This is a genomic window from Pantoea trifolii, assembly GCF_024506435.1.
Lineage (GTDB): Bacteria > Pseudomonadota > Gammaproteobacteria > Enterobacterales > Enterobacteriaceae > Pantoea > Pantoea trifolii.
Genome location: NZ_JANIET010000001.1, coordinates 471,883 through 487,559 on the forward strand (window position 1 = coordinate 471,883; position 15,677 = coordinate 487,559).

Annotated in this window: 13 protein-coding genes; 11 read left to right on the forward strand and 2 right to left on the reverse strand. The window is 57.9% G+C overall.

Features of this window, described 5'->3' with window-relative positions:
• The first annotated feature begins 454 nt into the window (after positions 1-454).
• The 4 genes from NQH49_RS02055 (at position 455) to NQH49_RS02070 (ending at position 4,952) form a co-directional block, all read left to right on the forward strand.
• Complete coding sequence (locus NQH49_RS02055) at positions 455-1,798, forward strand: ABC transporter substrate-binding protein (RefSeq protein ID WP_008105576.1); 1,344 nt, start codon at positions 455-457, stop codon at positions 1,796-1,798.
• A 58-nt stretch (positions 1,799-1,856) separates the two neighbouring features.
• Complete coding sequence (locus tag NQH49_RS02060) at positions 1,857-2,729, forward strand: carbohydrate ABC transporter permease (RefSeq protein ID WP_061718332.1); 873 nt, start codon at positions 1,857-1,859, stop codon at positions 2,727-2,729.
• Positions 2,729-3,544 carry a carbohydrate ABC transporter permease gene (locus tag NQH49_RS02065; RefSeq protein ID WP_256698201.1) on the forward strand — a complete coding sequence of 272 codons (816 nt, stop codon included), beginning with the start codon at positions 2,729-2,731 and terminating at the stop codon, positions 3,542-3,544. Before NQH49_RS02060 ends, NQH49_RS02065 begins: the two co-directional genes overlap by 1 nt.
• A gap of 79 nt (positions 3,545-3,623) precedes the next feature.
• The gene (locus NQH49_RS02070; RefSeq protein WP_256698202.1) at positions 3,624-4,952 is read left to right on the forward strand and encodes a glycoside hydrolase family 28 protein; all 1,329 of its coding nucleotides are present in this window, start codon (positions 3,624-3,626) and stop codon (positions 4,950-4,952) included.
• 26 nt (positions 4,953-4,978) lie between these two features.
• Here NQH49_RS02070 and NQH49_RS02075 read toward each other — a convergent pair whose 3' ends face one another.
• Positions 4,979-6,049, reverse strand: a complete 1,071-nt coding sequence (locus tag NQH49_RS02075) for a tartrate dehydrogenase (protein ID WP_256698203.1) — start codon at positions 6,047-6,049, stop codon at positions 4,979-4,981.
• Between the two features lie 85 nt (positions 6,050-6,134).
• Here NQH49_RS02075 and NQH49_RS02080 point away from each other — a divergent pair, with 85 nt between their 5' ends.
• The 4 genes from NQH49_RS02080 (at position 6,135) to NQH49_RS02095 (ending at position 10,585) form a co-directional block, all read left to right on the forward strand.
• The gene (locus NQH49_RS02080; RefSeq protein WP_179452016.1) at positions 6,135-7,040 is read left to right on the forward strand and encodes a LysR family transcriptional regulator; all 906 of its coding nucleotides are present in this window, start codon (positions 6,135-6,137) and stop codon (positions 7,038-7,040) included.
• A 254-nt stretch (positions 7,041-7,294) separates the two neighbouring features.
• Positions 7,295-8,716 carry a sodium:solute symporter family protein gene (locus NQH49_RS02085; RefSeq protein WP_154154614.1) on the forward strand — a complete coding sequence of 474 codons (1,422 nt, stop codon included), beginning with the start codon at positions 7,295-7,297 and terminating at the stop codon, positions 8,714-8,716.
• 1 nt (position 8,717) lies between these two features.
• Positions 8,718-9,905, forward strand: coding sequence for a sialidase family protein (locus NQH49_RS02090; protein ID WP_256698204.1), 1,188 nt, complete (start codon positions 8,718-8,720; stop codon positions 9,903-9,905).
• On the forward strand, positions 9,902-10,585 hold the full coding sequence (locus NQH49_RS02095; RefSeq protein WP_256698205.1) for an SDR family NAD(P)-dependent oxidoreductase: 684 nt from the start codon (positions 9,902-9,904) through the stop codon (positions 10,583-10,585). Before NQH49_RS02090 ends, NQH49_RS02095 begins: the two co-directional genes overlap by 4 nt.
• 110 nt (positions 10,586-10,695) lie before the next feature.
• Here the strand turns inward: NQH49_RS02095 and NQH49_RS02100 are convergent, their stop codons facing one another.
• Positions 10,696-12,651 carry a sigma-54-dependent Fis family transcriptional regulator gene (locus tag NQH49_RS02100; RefSeq protein ID WP_256698207.1) on the reverse strand — a complete coding sequence of 652 codons (1,956 nt, stop codon included), beginning with the start codon at positions 12,649-12,651 and terminating at the stop codon, positions 10,696-10,698.
• A 197-nt stretch (positions 12,652-12,848) separates the two neighbouring features.
• On the opposite strand from NQH49_RS02100, the gene NQH49_RS02105 reads away from it, so the two are divergent.
• The 3 genes from NQH49_RS02105 (at position 12,849) to NQH49_RS02115 (ending at position 15,647) form a co-directional block, all read left to right on the forward strand.
• Entirely contained in the window at positions 12,849-13,868 is a 1,020-nt protein-coding gene (locus NQH49_RS02105) for a Gfo/Idh/MocA family oxidoreductase (RefSeq protein WP_256698208.1), read from the forward strand.
• Positions 13,868-14,647 carry a TIM barrel protein gene (locus NQH49_RS02110; RefSeq protein WP_256698209.1) on the forward strand — a complete coding sequence of 260 codons (780 nt, stop codon included), beginning with the start codon at positions 13,868-13,870 and terminating at the stop codon, positions 14,645-14,647. Before NQH49_RS02105 ends, NQH49_RS02110 begins: the two co-directional genes overlap by 1 nt.
• Positions 14,648-14,732: 85 nt before the next feature.
• A complete protein-coding gene (locus tag NQH49_RS02115; protein WP_256698210.1) occupies positions 14,733-15,647 on the forward strand; it encodes a substrate-binding domain-containing protein in 915 nt (304 codons plus the stop codon).
• Positions 15,648-15,677 lie beyond the last annotated feature (30 nt).

The window sequence follows — 15,677 nt, forward strand, 5'->3', positions numbered from 1 at the left end:
ATTGCGCTGGCGCACAAAGCTGATGCGAACTATAACCACAATGCATGACGGCGCGCCTGACAAACTCACACGCCACGCCGGTTTACGCGCCAGATGACAACACATTGCCTTTGGCTCTCGCAGCGTAATGATAATAACGATAGGATTTTCATATGCTCTATCAGTAAGTTAAAGCGATTCACTTGCCTGAGTGATTTATACTGATGCTCAGGCTTTAATCCTCAGTGCCGTCTGGTTTGCGCGCGGAATCGCAGCATGCTCTGCTGTTCCAGTGGCTTTTCTTCTTACTCTTTGCACTGTATCACAGAGCAAAAATTCCGCAGTGGCGATGTTTGACTTTCTTTTGTGCATAAAGTAAGTATGAATTATGTACGTTGTCGCTGCTGAATCAACCTGCCGGGAATCGCAGGTGTCGAGATGAAGGGATGCCAGTCATCTGTTGGAGAAACCGAGCATGATGTGTGATTCAACCAATCGTCCTTCCCGTTTGCAAAGCTCACTGCGCACCGTGTCGCGTCTGGTCTCCGCCGGGATTTTGCTCGGTGCGACCATGGCAGCCGCGCAGGCCGTCACCCTGAATGAGTGGGACATTTACAACTATCCGCAGCAAACCGAAGCGGTGGATGAAGCGGTAAAAGCGTTCCAGCAAAAGAATCCGGGCATTGTGATTCAGCGTTCGGTGCACTCGTTTGAAGACACGCGTATTCCGCTCAAGCTGGCGTTGACTGCTGGTGACGGCCCGCAGATTGCGCAGGTGAATCAGGGCGGCGGCGATATGGGCTCGCTGGTGAAAGACAAGCTGCTGTGGCCGCTGGATGATTACGCCAAAACCTACGGCTGGACCACGCGTTTCCCGGATTCGATCCTGAAGCGTAACCGCTGGTCTGATAAACAAGATTTCGGCAGCGGCAAACTCTACGGCGTGGCAAGCCTCGGCGAGATGGTGGGGTTGTATTACAACAAAGCGCTGCTGGATAAAGCCGGTGTCGCGGTGCCTAAAACCTTGCCGGAACTTGAGCAGGCGATGGAGAAACTCAAAGCCGCCGGCACGCCGCCGATGATGCTGGGCTTACTCGACGGCAACATGGGCCAGCAGCTGCTCAGCACCTTGTGGGAAGCGCAGATTGAGAGTAGCGACCGGAAAAAACTCGACGATCTGATTTACGACGTGGGCGGCACCTTTAAAGACGACAAGCTGGTGAAAGCCGCCAACCTGATGAAAGGCTGGAACGACAAAGGCTATCTGTTCCCCGGCTTCCAGGGCATTGGTCACGATGATGCCGCGACCCTGTTCCAGAATGGTCAGGCAGCGTTCCTGGTCAGTGGAACCTGGTATCTCGGCCAATTTAAAGACAACAAAGATCTGCACTTCGCCGCGATGCCAGCGGGCGAGGGCGTACAGCATCCGCTGATGGTGGGCGGCACCGATCTGGCGTTCTCGATCACCAGCACCGCCAAAGACAAAGCGCAGCAGGACGCCGCGGCGAAATTCATCGATTACATCGTCTCGGATGAGATGGCGAACCGCTGGTTGAAAGTGGGCTTCCTGCCGGCCGGCACCAGCAAAAATGCGCAGATTCCGGCGGATAACCCGCTGCTGGCGGAAGCCTATCAGGTGTGGGTAACGCTGAATGACAACGATGGTCTCGGCCATTATCTCGACTGGGCTACGCCAACCATGAACGCTGAACTGAATCAGAATGTGCAGCTGCTGTTGGCGGGACGTCAAACCGCCGATCAGATGGTGATCAACTTCGATAACAACTATCAACGTTACCTGAAAACCCTCAAGCACTGATGACGTACGGCCCGGCGTAAGTGGCCGGGCCGCAACAGGCCCGCAAGCGAGTACGGTTATGCTGAATAAATCTGCCTGGCGCAATGCGCTCTATCTTCTGCCCGCGGTGCTGGTGTATGCGGTGTTTCTGCTGCTGCCGCTGCTGGCCTCGTTAGGGATCAGCTTTACCGAATGGGACGGCACTTCGTGGCCGATTTTCATCGGCATGGGCAACTATTTGCGCATGTTCCAGGATCCGGTGTTCTGGGTGGCGCTTGGCAATAACGCCTTGCTGATGCTGTTCTACACGCTGTTTCCGATTGGCGTTGGGCTGCTGTTGTGCAGCTTCCTGTATGAGACGCGCAATAACAAAGAGCGCAGCGTGCTGCGTATTCTCTTCTTCCTGCCGTACATCATGCCGATGGCGGTGCTCGGTGTGGTGTGGCGCTGGCTGTATAACCCGGCGTTTGGTCCGATCGATCAGTTCTTGCGTGCCGTCGGTTTGCCGCAGCTGGCAAAGTCGTGGCTGGGCGATTTTACCTGGGCGCTGCCCGCCGTGGGCTTTGTTGCCACCTGGTACTTCTTCGGTTTCTGCCTGGTGCTGTTTATGGCCGGCTTGCAGCGCATGGATCCCTCGCTGCTGGAAGCGGCCGATCTCGATGGCTCATCACGCCGCCAGAAATTTATGCGCATCACGCTGCCGTCGCTGCGTCCCGAACTGCGTATCGCGCTATTGCTGACGGTGATCGCCAGCCTCAAAGCTTTCGATCTGGTCTACGTGATGACACAAGGCGGACCGGGCACGTCCACTATGGTGACCAACATCTTTATGTATAAGCAGGGCTTTGATCTGCATTACTTCGGCTATGCCTCCGCCGTGGCGGTGTTCAGTATGCTGATTGTGTTAATGATCAACGGCTTAATTCATCTTTGTTTACGGGAGCGTCACTGATGCGCGGCACGCCAACTGTCTCACGCGCGCTGATCTGGATTGTCGCGCTGATGACCATTCTGCCGTTTTTAATGGCGCTGATGACCTCGTTCAAAACGCAGATGGAGCTGTTTCAGGGCGTATTCACCTTGCCCTCGTCGCTGAATTTTAAAAACTACGTCACCGCGTGGCAGCAGGGACATTTCAACGTCTACTTCATGAACTCGGTGCTGGTGGTGATTCCGGTGGTGATCTGCAGCATCCTGCTTGGCATTCTGGCGGGATTCGGTTTTGCCTGGCTGAAGATCCCCGGCAAAACGGTGGTTGCCGCGCTGCTGGGCCTTGGCATGGTGCTGCCGAGTGAAGCCTTTATTATTCCCCTCTATCACGAGTTGCGCTGGATGGGCCTCACCAATACCTATCTGGCGCTGATTCTGCCGCAAATTGCCCTATCGCTGCCGTTCACCACGCTGATGATCGCCACCGCGTTGCAGCAGGTGCCGCGCGAGCTGGTGGAAGCGGCGGTGATGGATGGCGCTTCGCGCCGTAAAATTCTCTGGGGTTTGCTGGTGCCAGCAATCTGGCCGACGCTGTCCACGCTGGCGCTGCTGCTGTTTATCTGGACGTGGAACGAGTTCCTTATTCCGTTGATTCTGGTGAATAAAGACGAGCTGCGCACCTTGCCGATCGGCATGATGTTTTTCCAGAACAAAAATACCATCGATATTCCGGTGCTGATGGCGGGCGCGATGATTGTCATTCTGCCGCTGGTGGCGGTGTTCCTGGTGTTCCAGCGCAAATTTATCAGCGGCGTCACCGAAGGCGCGGTGAAATAAACACGTTGTCCACCAGCAAAAGGTTTTGGTCATGCGGCGCGTGCTGCAATAGCGCATCGCCGCTATTCAGGAGAACCGCATGCACGTTTCACTGGCTGATTTCTATCCCATCGCCGATGGCGAGACGCTGGATACTTACTGCTTCCAGCGCGCGCTTAATCATCTGGCATCGCGCGGCGGCGGCACGTTGTCGGTGCCGCCCGGTCGCTATCATCTCGGCACCTTAACGCTGGGTTCCAACATCAATCTGCATCTCGAAGCGGGCGCCACGTTGCTCGCCAGTTCCCGCGTCGAGGATTATCAGCAGCAGTTGGCGCAGAGCCAGGCTGAACTGTCGCAGCATGTGCTGATCTACGCCGTCGGACAGCGCAATATCCGCATCAGTGGTAAAGGCGTGATCGACGGTAACGGCGATGCCTGGTTTGCCGCAGAAAAGGACGATCAGGGATATCGCCTGCCGCGTCCGCAGCGCCCGCGCATCGTGGTGTTTGAGGATTGCGAGCAGGTAACGCTGGAAGATTTCACCATCATTCAGGCACCGATGTGGACGGTACATCTGGTGAGTTGCCGTCATGTGCACGTCGATCACCTCACCATCGATAACAGCATGAGCATGCCGAACACCGATGCGCTGGATATCGACAGCTGTGAAGCGGTGTTTGTCAGTAACAGCTACCTGAGCGCGGCCGATGACGCCATCTGCATCAAAGCCACTCAAAAACCCGCGCATCTGCGCCGAGCCGCGCGACAAATCATGATCAGCAACTGCCTGCTGCGTTCTTACAGCTGCGCGTTCAAAATCGGTACCGAAACCTTCGACGACGTGGAAGATGTCACCGTCTCCGGCTGTACCATCTTTGATTCCAATCGCGCAATTGGCTTGCTATCGCGCGATGGCGGCCAGTTCCGCCGTTTACTGTTCAGCAATATCACGCTGGCCTGCCGCCATGCGCCGCCGTGCCATTGGGGTAAAGCCGATGCGCTGTTTGTTTCAGTACGCGCGCGCGATCCGGCGATCGCGCCGGGCAGCATTGAGCAGCTGCAATTCAGCAACGTCAGCGGTGTGATGGAAGGGGCAATTAACCTGCATGCGGAACAACCGGGACAGATTCGTGATGTGATGCTGGCGAATGTGCAGCTGCGGCAAGTGGTGGCGGCAGGCGCGGATCAAGGGCATTACGATGTGCGCCCGCCGTGTAATCCCGAATCGCCAACCGGCATGGGCCTCGATAATGCGTACAAACTGGATAGCGCATCGGGTTTAGCGTACGGCGTTGCCGCCTATCCGGATGGCTTGCCGGGCGTGTTTGCGCGCGGTGTGGAGAACCTGCAGTTGCATAACGTGGTAATTGCGCGCCCGCAACCGTTGCCGCACGGTTGGCATGCGGAAACGGTGCAGATTTTGTAGGGTGCGCATTGATGCGCACCTGGATGTTACAGCGCCTGCGCGATAGCCGCGCCCAGCTCCTCGGTTGATGCGCTGCCGCCGAGGTCGCGCGTCAGGCTGTTGCCCGCTGCCAGCGTGCGTTCGATGGCATCTAACACCGCCGCGCCCGCTTCCGCGTAACCGAGATGCTCCAGCATCATTGCGCCACACCAAATCTGGCCAATCGGATTAGCAACGCCTTTACCGGCGATATCGGGCGCCGATCCATGCACCGGCTCAAACAGGCTAGGGAATTTGCCTTCCGGGTTGATGTTGGCTGAAGGCGCGATGCCGATGGTGCCGGTACACGCTGGGCCGAGATCCGACAGGATGTCGCCAAACAGGTTGCTGGCGACCACCACGTCGAACCAATCCGGATGCAGCACAAAGTTAGCGGTGAGAATATCGATATGATATTTATCGACTTTCACATCAGGATAGCTCGGTGCCATCGCTTCCACACGGCTGTCCCAATACGGCATGGTAATGGCGATGCCGTTGGATTTAGTCGCGGACGTGAGGTGTTTTTTCGGGCGCTTCTGCGCCAGATCGTAGGCAAATTTCAGGATGCGATCGACGCCAACCCGCGTCATTACCGTTTCCTGAATCACCACTTCGCGATCGGTGCCGGGGAACATGGTGCCGCCCACTGACGAATATTCGCCCTCGGTATTTTCACGCACCACGTAGAAATCGATATCGCCGGGCTGACGATTGGCCAGCGGCGCTTTAACGCCCGGCATCAGGCGCACCGGGCGCAGATTGACGTACTGATCAAACTCGCGACGGAACTGCAGCAGCGAGCCCCACAGCGACACGTGATCCGGCACCACATCTGGCCAGCCCACCGCGCCAAAGTAGATGGCATCGAACTGGCTGAGCGTGGCGAACCAGTCATCGGGCAGCATTTTGCCGTGCTGCTGCCAATATTCGGCGCTGGCGAAATCAAACCATTGCCACTCCAGCGCAATATCAAATTTCTTTGCCGCTGCATCCATCACGCGGATGCCTTCAGGCATCACTTCTTTGCCAATGCCATCGCCAGGGATGACGGCGATTTTATAGTTTTTGCCGCTCATAGGGTTTCTCGCAGGTTGCTGTTGATGTTCTGTACGCAGTATAACCATGCATCTGTGGGAAATAATTAGCCTGAGCGATAAGCCAATGTTGAATAAAAGTAGAGAATCGCGCACTTCAACCGATGATCTGGCGTTCTTCGTGCGCGTGGCGGCGCTGGACAGCTTAACCGCCGCCGCACGTGAACTTGGCTTATCGCTTCCGGCAGTGAGCAAGCGCCTGAGCCAGCTGGAGCAGCGCTTAGGCGTGCAGCTGCTCAAGCGCACCACGCGGCGGCTGGAGCTGACGGCGGAGGGCAAACGCTATCTGGAGGGCGCGCGTCCGCTACTGGATCAGCTGGCGGAGCTGGAAGAATCGGTGAGCAGCCAAACCTCGGTGCTGCGTGGCTCGCTCAACATCAACGCCTCTTTCGGCTTTGGACGGCGTCACGTCGCCCCTTGTGTGTCGCGCTTTGCCGCGCTGCATCCCGAATTAGCCATGAGTTTGCAGCTCAGCAGCCAGCCGCTCAATTTTCTCGATGCGCGCGTGGACATCGACATCCGCGTCGGTGAGCCGCCCGATGCGCGACTGATTGCGCGTAAGCTGCGCACCAATCCGCGCGTGCTGTGCTGCTCACCGGCGTACGCCGCGCGCCACGGCATGCCAGCAAGCATCGCCGCGCTGGCGCAGCACAACTGCATTTTATTGCGCCAGTTCGACAGTGATTTCGCGCTGTGGCGCCTGGGCGATGGCACACAGCAGCTGACGCAAAAGGTGCGCGGCAGCTTAATCACCAACGATGGCGAAGTGGCGATGCAGATGGCGCTAGATGGGCATGGCATTCTGCTGCGTTCGTGGTGGGATGCGCAGCACAGCATCAAACGCGGTGAACTGCTGCATGTGCTGCCAGAGTGGAGCGCCGCCGATGGCGACATTTTTGCCGTCTGGCAGCCGCAGCGTCAGCTGCCGGTGCGCATCAGCGCGTTTGTCGATTTCCTGCAGACGGAGTTGTAATTAATAAGTTGATTTTGATTATTTGTAATCATCATTGATGATTTGTGAGCAACTTCAAACAAATCCAGCCCGGTTTACCCTATAAATTGCCCCTATTATGCGTAAATTCATTCTTGTTTGAGCGAAATGAATCATAAGCGTAAGTGGGGTGGCGAAGTGCAGAGACACGCGTTAATAACAACATTGGCCACCTCATCAACGGAACGCGTGAAGCCCAGCGCGTTCCACGACCCTACGTTATCGATGAGGCTGAAATGAAACAATTCTCTACAGAAGGGATGGTGATTATCGTCGGGATTGTCATTGCGTACATCCTGTTCACCACCTGGCTCACCTGGCGCCTGCGCAGTAAAAACAGCGGTGACTTTATGGCCGGCTCCAATGTGATGCCGGCTTTTGTGGTGGGCGTGATGCTGATGTCGGAATACATCGGCGCTAAATCCACCATCGGTACGGCTCAGGCGGCCTTCGAGGATGGCTTTGCCGCGTCATGGTCGGTGATTGGTGCCGCCATCGGTTTCCCGCTGTTTGGTTTTCTGCTGGTCAAACGCATCTACAACACCGGCAAAATCACCATCTCTGCGGCGATCGCTGAACGTTATGGCAACTCGACCAAAAACATTATCTCGCTGATCATGATCTATGCACTGCTGCTGGTTAACGTCGGTAACTACGTGAGCGGTGCGGCGGCGATCTCCACGGTGCTCAACCTCGATCTCACTACCGCAGCGGTGATCACCGCGATCGTCAGTACGTTCTACTTTATGTTCGGCGGCATGAAAGGCATCGCCTGGGTTACGCTGCTGCACAGCGGACTGAAATATATCGGGATTCTGATCATTCTTGGCGTGGCGTTGCACATGACCGGCGGCGTTAGCCCGATGATCAAAGAGATGCCGCATTTCTACTGGACGTGGGATGGCAATGTCGGCGGCAGCACCATCTTCGCCTGGATGATTGGTACCATCGGTTCGATCTTCTGTACGCAGTTTGTGATTCAGGCGATTGCCTCGACCAAAAGTGCCGAGTCCGCCAAACGTGCAACCTGGGTGGCGTTCTTCTTCTGCATGCCGATTGCCATTGCCATCGCGCTGATTGGCGTGGCGGCGAAATATCTGCATCCCGATATCAAAAGTCTCTATGCGTTGCCGGTGTTCCTGCAGGACATGAGCCCGTGGCTGGCGGGGATTGTCACCACCTCATTAGTGGCATCGATCTTTGTCAGCGTCAGCACCGTAGCGCTGGCGATTGCCTCGCTGGTGGTGAAAGATTTCTACGTGCCCTATCGCAATCCGACGCCGGAGCGCGAGTTCCGCATGACGCGCTGGCTGTCGCTGCTGATCGGTTTCCTGCCGCTGATTTTCGTGTTGTTCGTGCCGGAAGTGTTGAAGCTCTCATTCTTCACCCGCGCCATTCGTCTGTCGATTTCAGTGGTGGCAATCATCGCCTTCTATCTGCCGTTCTTTAAAAGCACGCGCGGCGCTAATGCCGGCCTGATTGGTGCCTGCGTCATGACCTCGGTGTGGTATCTGCTCGGCGATCCTTTTGGTATCAACAACATGTATGTGGCGCTGGTCACGCCTGCGGTGATCATGGTGATTGACCGCCTGATCCCGTCAAGCCAAACCGATGAAAAAAAAGCCCCGAAATCTTCAATGCAAAACAGTGGAGCCTGAAATGAGTGATGTAACCCTTACCGTTGAACGCAGCGGTAACCTCTCTCCGCACGCACAGGATGCGCAACAGCTCACGGCGATGCTGCCTTCGGTCTGCCCGCAGAACCACGCGGCGAATCTGCTGCCGCTGCCCAATGGCGACCTGCTGTGCGTATGGTTTGGTGGCACGCAGGAGGGGATCGCCGATATTTCTGTGTGGTGCTCGCGGCTGGAAAACGGCAGCACGCAGTGGAGCGAGGCGCAAAAGCTGTCTGACGACCCCACGCGATCCGAGCAGAATCCGGTGCTGTTCCTCGATCCCGACCAGGTGCTTTGGCTGCTGTGGACGGCGCAGAAGTCCGGCAATCAGGACACCGCGATTGTGCGCTATCGCCAGTCACGTGATTTCGGCCGCAGCTGGGGCGCTATCGACACTTTGCTCGATCAGCCCGGCACCTTTATTCGCCAGCCGATTGTGGTGCTGCCAAACGGTAACTGGCTGCTGCCGGTGTTTTACTGCCGCACGCAGCCCGGCGTGAAATGGGTGGGTAACGATGATATCAGCGCGGTGAAAATTTCCAGCGATAAAGGCCAAAGCTGGCGCGATGTGGCGGTGCCGGACAGCCTGGGCTGCGTGCATATGAACATTACGCTGCTGCAGGATGGCAGCTTGCTGGCGCTGTATCGCAGCCGTTGGGCTGATTTCATCTATCAAAGCCGTTCGACCGACGGCGGCGAAAGCTGGAGCGCGCCGCTGGCGACTGACCTGCCAAACAACAATTCGTCGATTCAGGTCACGACGCTGCACAACGGCCATCTGGCGCTGGTGTTTAACGCCATGAGCGCCAAAGATGCTAGCGAGCGCCGCTTATCGCTGTATGACGAAATCGAAGATGAAGAGGATGATGGCGATGTGGCGGTGGCGGCTGAGCCGGTGGTGCACAGCGGACGCACCGCATTTTGGGGCGCACCGCGCGCGCCAATGACGCTGGCGATTTCCGCCGATGGCGGCAACAGCTGGCCGTGGCAACGTAATCTCGACGAGGGCGACGGCTATTGCATGACCAATAATTCGCAGCAAAAGCTTAACCGCGAGTTCTCCTATCCGAGCATTAAACAGAGTGACGATGGTGCGCTGCATGTGGCTTACACCTATTTTCGTCAGGCGATTAAATACGTGCGCGTCGATGAACGCTGGGTGAAAGGATGAGCAGGCCGCGACACGCGCTGGTGACGGGCGTCAGCTCTGGCATTGGCGCGGCGATCGCTGACCATCTGTTGCAGCAAGGTTGGCAGGTGACCGGTTTTAGCCGCACACCGGTGCAGAAAGATCATTCGGCGTTCACCTCGGTTAGCGTGGATTTGCTGGATGCCAATCTGCTGAAGCAGGCGCTACTGGCGCTGCCGAAGGTGGATGCGCTGGTGCACGCTGCGGGCATGATGGCGGCTGCGCCGCTTGGTGAGCTGGATGAGGAGCAGAGCGCGCGTTTGTGGTACTTGCACGTGCAGGTGGCACAGATCATGGCGAATGCTTTGCTGCCACAGATGGCGCAGGGCGATCGTATCTTGCTGATTGGCAGCCGCACGTCACGTGGCGCGGCGAATCGCAGCCAGTACGTGAGCACCAAAGCGGCCATGGTGGGCATGGCGCGCAGCTGGGCGGCGGAACTGGCACCCAAAGGCATTACGGTAAATGTGATTGCGCCGGGCGCGACGGAGACGCCCATGCTGCAGCAGCCTGGCCGCACCAGTTCACCGCCAAAGTTGCCGCCGATGGGGCGCTATATCAAGCCAGAGGAAGTGGCGGCGCTGGCGGGATTTGTGCTGTCGCCGGCCGCCGATGCGATTACCGGGCAGGAGTTGGTGATTTGTGGTGGGGCGTCGTTGTAGTTTTTTCCCCTCACCCTAACCCTCTCCCAAAGGGAGAGGGAATTGAATAATGCACCGACTAGCTCCCTCTCCCTGTGGGAGAGGGCTGGGGTGAGGGCAACAAGCCGCACTTACCCGCGCCGCAATCCCGCCACATCCACCTGCCACTGATTCAGCTTGTTATACAGCGCGGTGCGTGAAATCCCTAGCAGCTGCGCGGACTGGCGCAGATTGCCTTTCTGCTCGCGCACCACCTGCATCACATGCTGGCGCTCATTCTCCTGTAGCGAGCTCAATTCGCTGGCGACAGGCGCGTTACGCAGCACCATCTCTTCCGGCAGATCGTGGCGATCAATCTCCAGCCCTTCACACAGATTCACCATGCGCTCGACCAGATTCTCCAGCTCGCGCACGTTGCCGGGCCAGTGCCACGCCTGTAAACAGCTCATCGCCTCGGCGGAGAGTTGCGGCGCAATGCGCTTCAGCCGGGTGCAGAGCGCCTGAATAAAGGTATTCACCAAACCGGGAATATCCTCCTGACGCTCGCGCAGTGGCGGGATCTCCAGCGAAATCACATTCAGGCGATAGTAGAGATCGCGGCGGAACGCGCCTTTCTCTACCGCGTCGAGCAGATTGCAGTGGGTGGCGGCGATGATACGCACGTTAACCTTGATGGGATGCGCCGCGCCGATTCTCACCACTTCGCCTTCCTGCAGCACGCGCAGCAGGCTGGTTTGCGCCTCGAGCGGCATTTCGCCGATCTCATCGAGGAACAAGGTGCCGCCATCCGCCAGCTCAAACTTGCCCGCCGAGCCGCCGCGCCGCGATCCGGTAAACGCGCCGTCGACATAACCAAACAGTTCGCTCTGCACCAAATCACGCGGCAGCGCGCCGCAGTTGAGCGCGATAAACGCTTCCTGCTGGCGTGGGCTGGCGTTGTGAATCGCCTGCGCGAACAGCTCTTTACCGGTGCCGCTTTCGCCGGTTAATAACACGGTGCTGTCGGAGCGACTGCTGGCGCGCGCTTTCTGAATCGCTTGCAGCACGCGCGGCGCGTGCCCGCGAATCATCTCAAAGGTGTAGCTGGCGCCCACGCCCATCACGCGGCGCGTAATGGCGCGGATACGCTGGTTCTCGCGCAGCGACAGCACGCGGCCGCCGTCGGGCGCGGGCATCAGCGAAATCAGGCAGGAAAGGGGATGGACGCCATCCGGCATAAATTGCAGCTCACGATCATTGCAGAACGGCATGGTGAGCAGCGATCCGCCTTGCGGTTGCAGCAGCACATCGATCGGCCCAGCGTGGGGATCGATGCCGCTGAAGATCTGGCGGGCATAGCGATTCAGCGTTTTGATGCGGCCGTGGCGATCGCAGACGATCACGCCCTCATTGAGGGTTTCGAGGATCGACTGCTGCTCGGCCAGCAAGCGGCGTAGCATCAATTGCTGACCGACCGCTTCCGCTGCCGCCTGCACCGTGCCGAGCGTGTGCGCATTGAAGTTGTCGGGCGTGGCGGTCAGCGTGAGTACGCCAAGCAGCTGGCCGGTGGCATCGCGCACCGGCGCGGCGGCGCACTGGCGATGGCGTTTGCGCAGATCGAGCTTCCAGTTTTCGCCGCTCAGCACATACACCAGCCGCTGCTCAATCAGGCAGCGTGCGGTGCAGTTGGTGCCGAGTACCTCTTCGCGCAGGATGCTGCCGACCGGCGTTAGATCCGCGCCGCAGAAATGCAGCGTCACACCTTGCGCATCGGTCAGGTTGATGTGGCCATCCGGGTTATACGCTAGCAGGTTTTCCATGATGCTGCGCGCTGCGAGGATCAACTCGGCGTTGTGCTCAAGGATCGCCGCCAGTTCCGTCGCGGGCGGCGAGACATAGGCAAAGGTGGCGGGATCGATCGCGCGCTGCTGCGATCGCTGCCACGACTGCAAAATGCTGTGCCGCATCCAGCCGGGCTGTTCACCGCGTTCGAAGCTGTGCCAGCCCTGCCACAACAACGTATCCCATTCACCCACCTCCGCGCTGTCCGGCAAGCTGAAGATCGGATCGCTTTCATCTTTAAACGGCAAACGCTCACTGGCACGCATGTGACACTCCTGATGAAGATGGAATGTCCATTTTATTGACATGTGAAGTTGACATGTAAATTTTGTTGCCAGATTGTGAGCGATATCTGTGTTATGCCTCACATAAAGCGGCGGATTGCAGTTGGCATCGCCTTTGCACTACAGATTGCACATCCCTGCGCTCGAATGAGTACATCCAAAACAAAAAGGAATAGGTCATGACATTTCATCTTAAGCCAGTACGCGTCGGCCTGATTGGCGCCGGACGCATGGGCAGTTTCCACGCGGAAAACCTGGCCTGGCGCGTGCCGGGAGCGATCCTGGCGGCGGTGGCCGATCCGCAACCGGGCGCCGCCGACGCGCTGACCAACAAGCTGGGCGTCGCCCAAGCCTATAGCGATCTGCATGCGCTGCTGCAGGATCCCGACATTGAAGCGGTGGCGATTGCCGCGCCGGCGCGTACGCACGCCGAATGGGTGATCGCAGCCGCGAATGCCGGCAAGCATGTGTTCTGCGAAAAGCCGATGGCGGTGACGCTGGATGAGGCGGATCGCGCGATTGCTGCCGCGAAAGCGGCTGGCGTAGTATTGCAGGTCGGTTTTAACCGCCGCTTTGATTCCGGCTTTGCTGCAGCGATCGCCGCGGTGAAAGCGGGTGAGAATGGCACCACGCAGCTGAGCCGATCGCTGACGCGCGATCCCGGCCTGCACGATCCTTCGCGCATCCCGCAGTGGACGATCTTCCTCGAAACGCTGATCCACGATTTTGACACGCTGCTGCACTTCAATCCCGGCGCGAAGCCGGTGGAAGTCTATGCGCTGGCCGATGCGCTGGTGCGCCCGGATTTCAAAGACAAAGGCTTGCTCGATACCTCGGTGGTCACTATTCGCTTTGATAACGGCGCGATTGCCACCGCTGAAGCCAACTTCCAGGCGGTATACGGCTACGACGTGCGCGGTGAAGTGTTCGGCAGCAAAGGCATGTTGCAGGCGGGCCACATCAACGTTAACAACTGCGTGCGCTATCACCAGGATGGCATCGCGATTGAAACCTCACGCATGGATTCAGACCTGCTGCGCGAAGCCTATGTGACGGAGATGGCGGAATTTGCCCGCTGCATTCGCCGTGGCGAAACCCCGCGTGCTACCGGTGAAGATGCGCGAAACGCGCTGGAGATCGCGCTGGCCTGTATCGACTCGGTGCAGCAGCAGCAGCCGATCAAACTGGGAGGTCGCTAATGGCCGGTTATCAGCTATCGGTTTGTGCCGAAATGGTGTTTCTCGATCTGCCTTTTGTCGAGCGCGTGAAACGCATTCATGAACTGGGCTTTGGCGTCGAAATCTGGGGCTGGGCCGACAAAGATATCGATGCGCTGGCAGCAACCGGCGCGCGTTTCACCTCAATGACCGGCTACCTCAGCGGCAACCTGACCGACGATAACGAGATCCAGCAGCTGCTGCAAAGTGCCGAAGCGTCGCTGGCGGTGGCCGAGCGGCTTAACTGTCCGGCGTTAAACCTGCACGGCACCGGGCTGGATGACAAAGGGTTGCCGGTCAAACCGGTGGAAGTGGTGACCGGCGCGATGTGGCTGAAAGCGGCCGATACGCTGCGCAAAGTGGCGCAGCTGGGCGAGCGCGCCGGACGCGTTTTCACGCTGGAGAACCTTAACTTGCCGGTTGATCATCCCGGCACGCCGTTCGCGCTGGCCGCCGACACGCTGGCGCTGGTGGAAGCGGTAAACAGTCCAGCGCTCAAGATGAACCTCGACCTGTATCACGCGCAGATCGGCGAAGGCAATTTGATCGAATTGATTCGCCGCTGTGGTTCGGCGATTGGGGAGGTTCAGGTGGCGGATGTGCCGGGGCGTCAGCAGCCGGGGACCGGTGAAATTAACTATCGCGCGATCGCCCGCGCGCTGCACGATGTCGGTTATCAGGGCACCGTGGCGCTGGAAGGCTGGGCCAGCGGCGAAAGTGGTGCCGCGCTGCAGCAATTCCGCGATCACTTCACGCTTTAACGGTTCCACCGCCGGGTATTTGCCTGTTGCCCGGCGTTAACTCGATGAAATAAATAATAATATCTCAACCCTACAGGACTAACCTATGAACATCAGAAATGTGATGCTGTGCCTCTGCGCATTGCTGCTCAGCCTGAGCGCGAGCGCTAAAACCTTCACCGTCGGCGTCGCGCTGGCGAACTTCGATCTCAACTTCGTTTCGATTCTGCGCACCCAGATGCAGGAGGAACTGAAAGCCAATCAGCTCAACAGCCAGTTTGTCGATGCCAAAGGCGATGTGGCGCTGCAGGTGCAGCAGGTGGATGATTTTGTTAACCAGGGCGTCGATGCCATCATCCTCAATCCGGTCGACACTCAGGGCGTATTGCCGATGATTACCGCAGCGAAAAACGCCGGTATTCCGCTGATCTTCGTCAACCGTAAACCGGAAGTGAAGCTGGCCACCGACATGGCGTATGTCGGTTCTGACTCGGCGTTGGGCGGCGAAATGCAGATGGAAGCGCTGGCGAAGAAGATGAACTACAAAGGCAACGTGGCGATTCTGATGGGGGCGCTGTCGAACGAAGAAGCGCGCGAACGCACCCGCGCGGTGGAAGCGGTGATCGCCAAATATAAAGATATGAAGGTGATTGAGAAGCAGAGCGCCAAATGGCAGCGCAACGAAGCGGTGGATGTGGTGTCGAGCTGGCTGCTGAATCAGCGACCGATTGACGCTATCGCGGCGAATAATGATGAGATGGCGATTGGTGCCATCATGGCGCTCAGTCAGGCGAAGAATGAGAAGATTTTGGTCGCCGGTATCGACGGCACGCCAGATGGTCAGCAGTTCGTGAAGAACGGTAAAATGACACTGACCATTTTCCAGGATGCAAAAGGGCAGGCGACCGGCGCGGTGCAGGTGGCGAAAGCGCTACTGGAGAAGCAGAAAGTGCAGGCGTTTAACTGGATTCCGTATCAAACCATTACGCCTGATAATTATGCGCAGTTTGTGTCAAAGTAGTTTTTCCCTCACCCTCTCCCATAAGCGGGA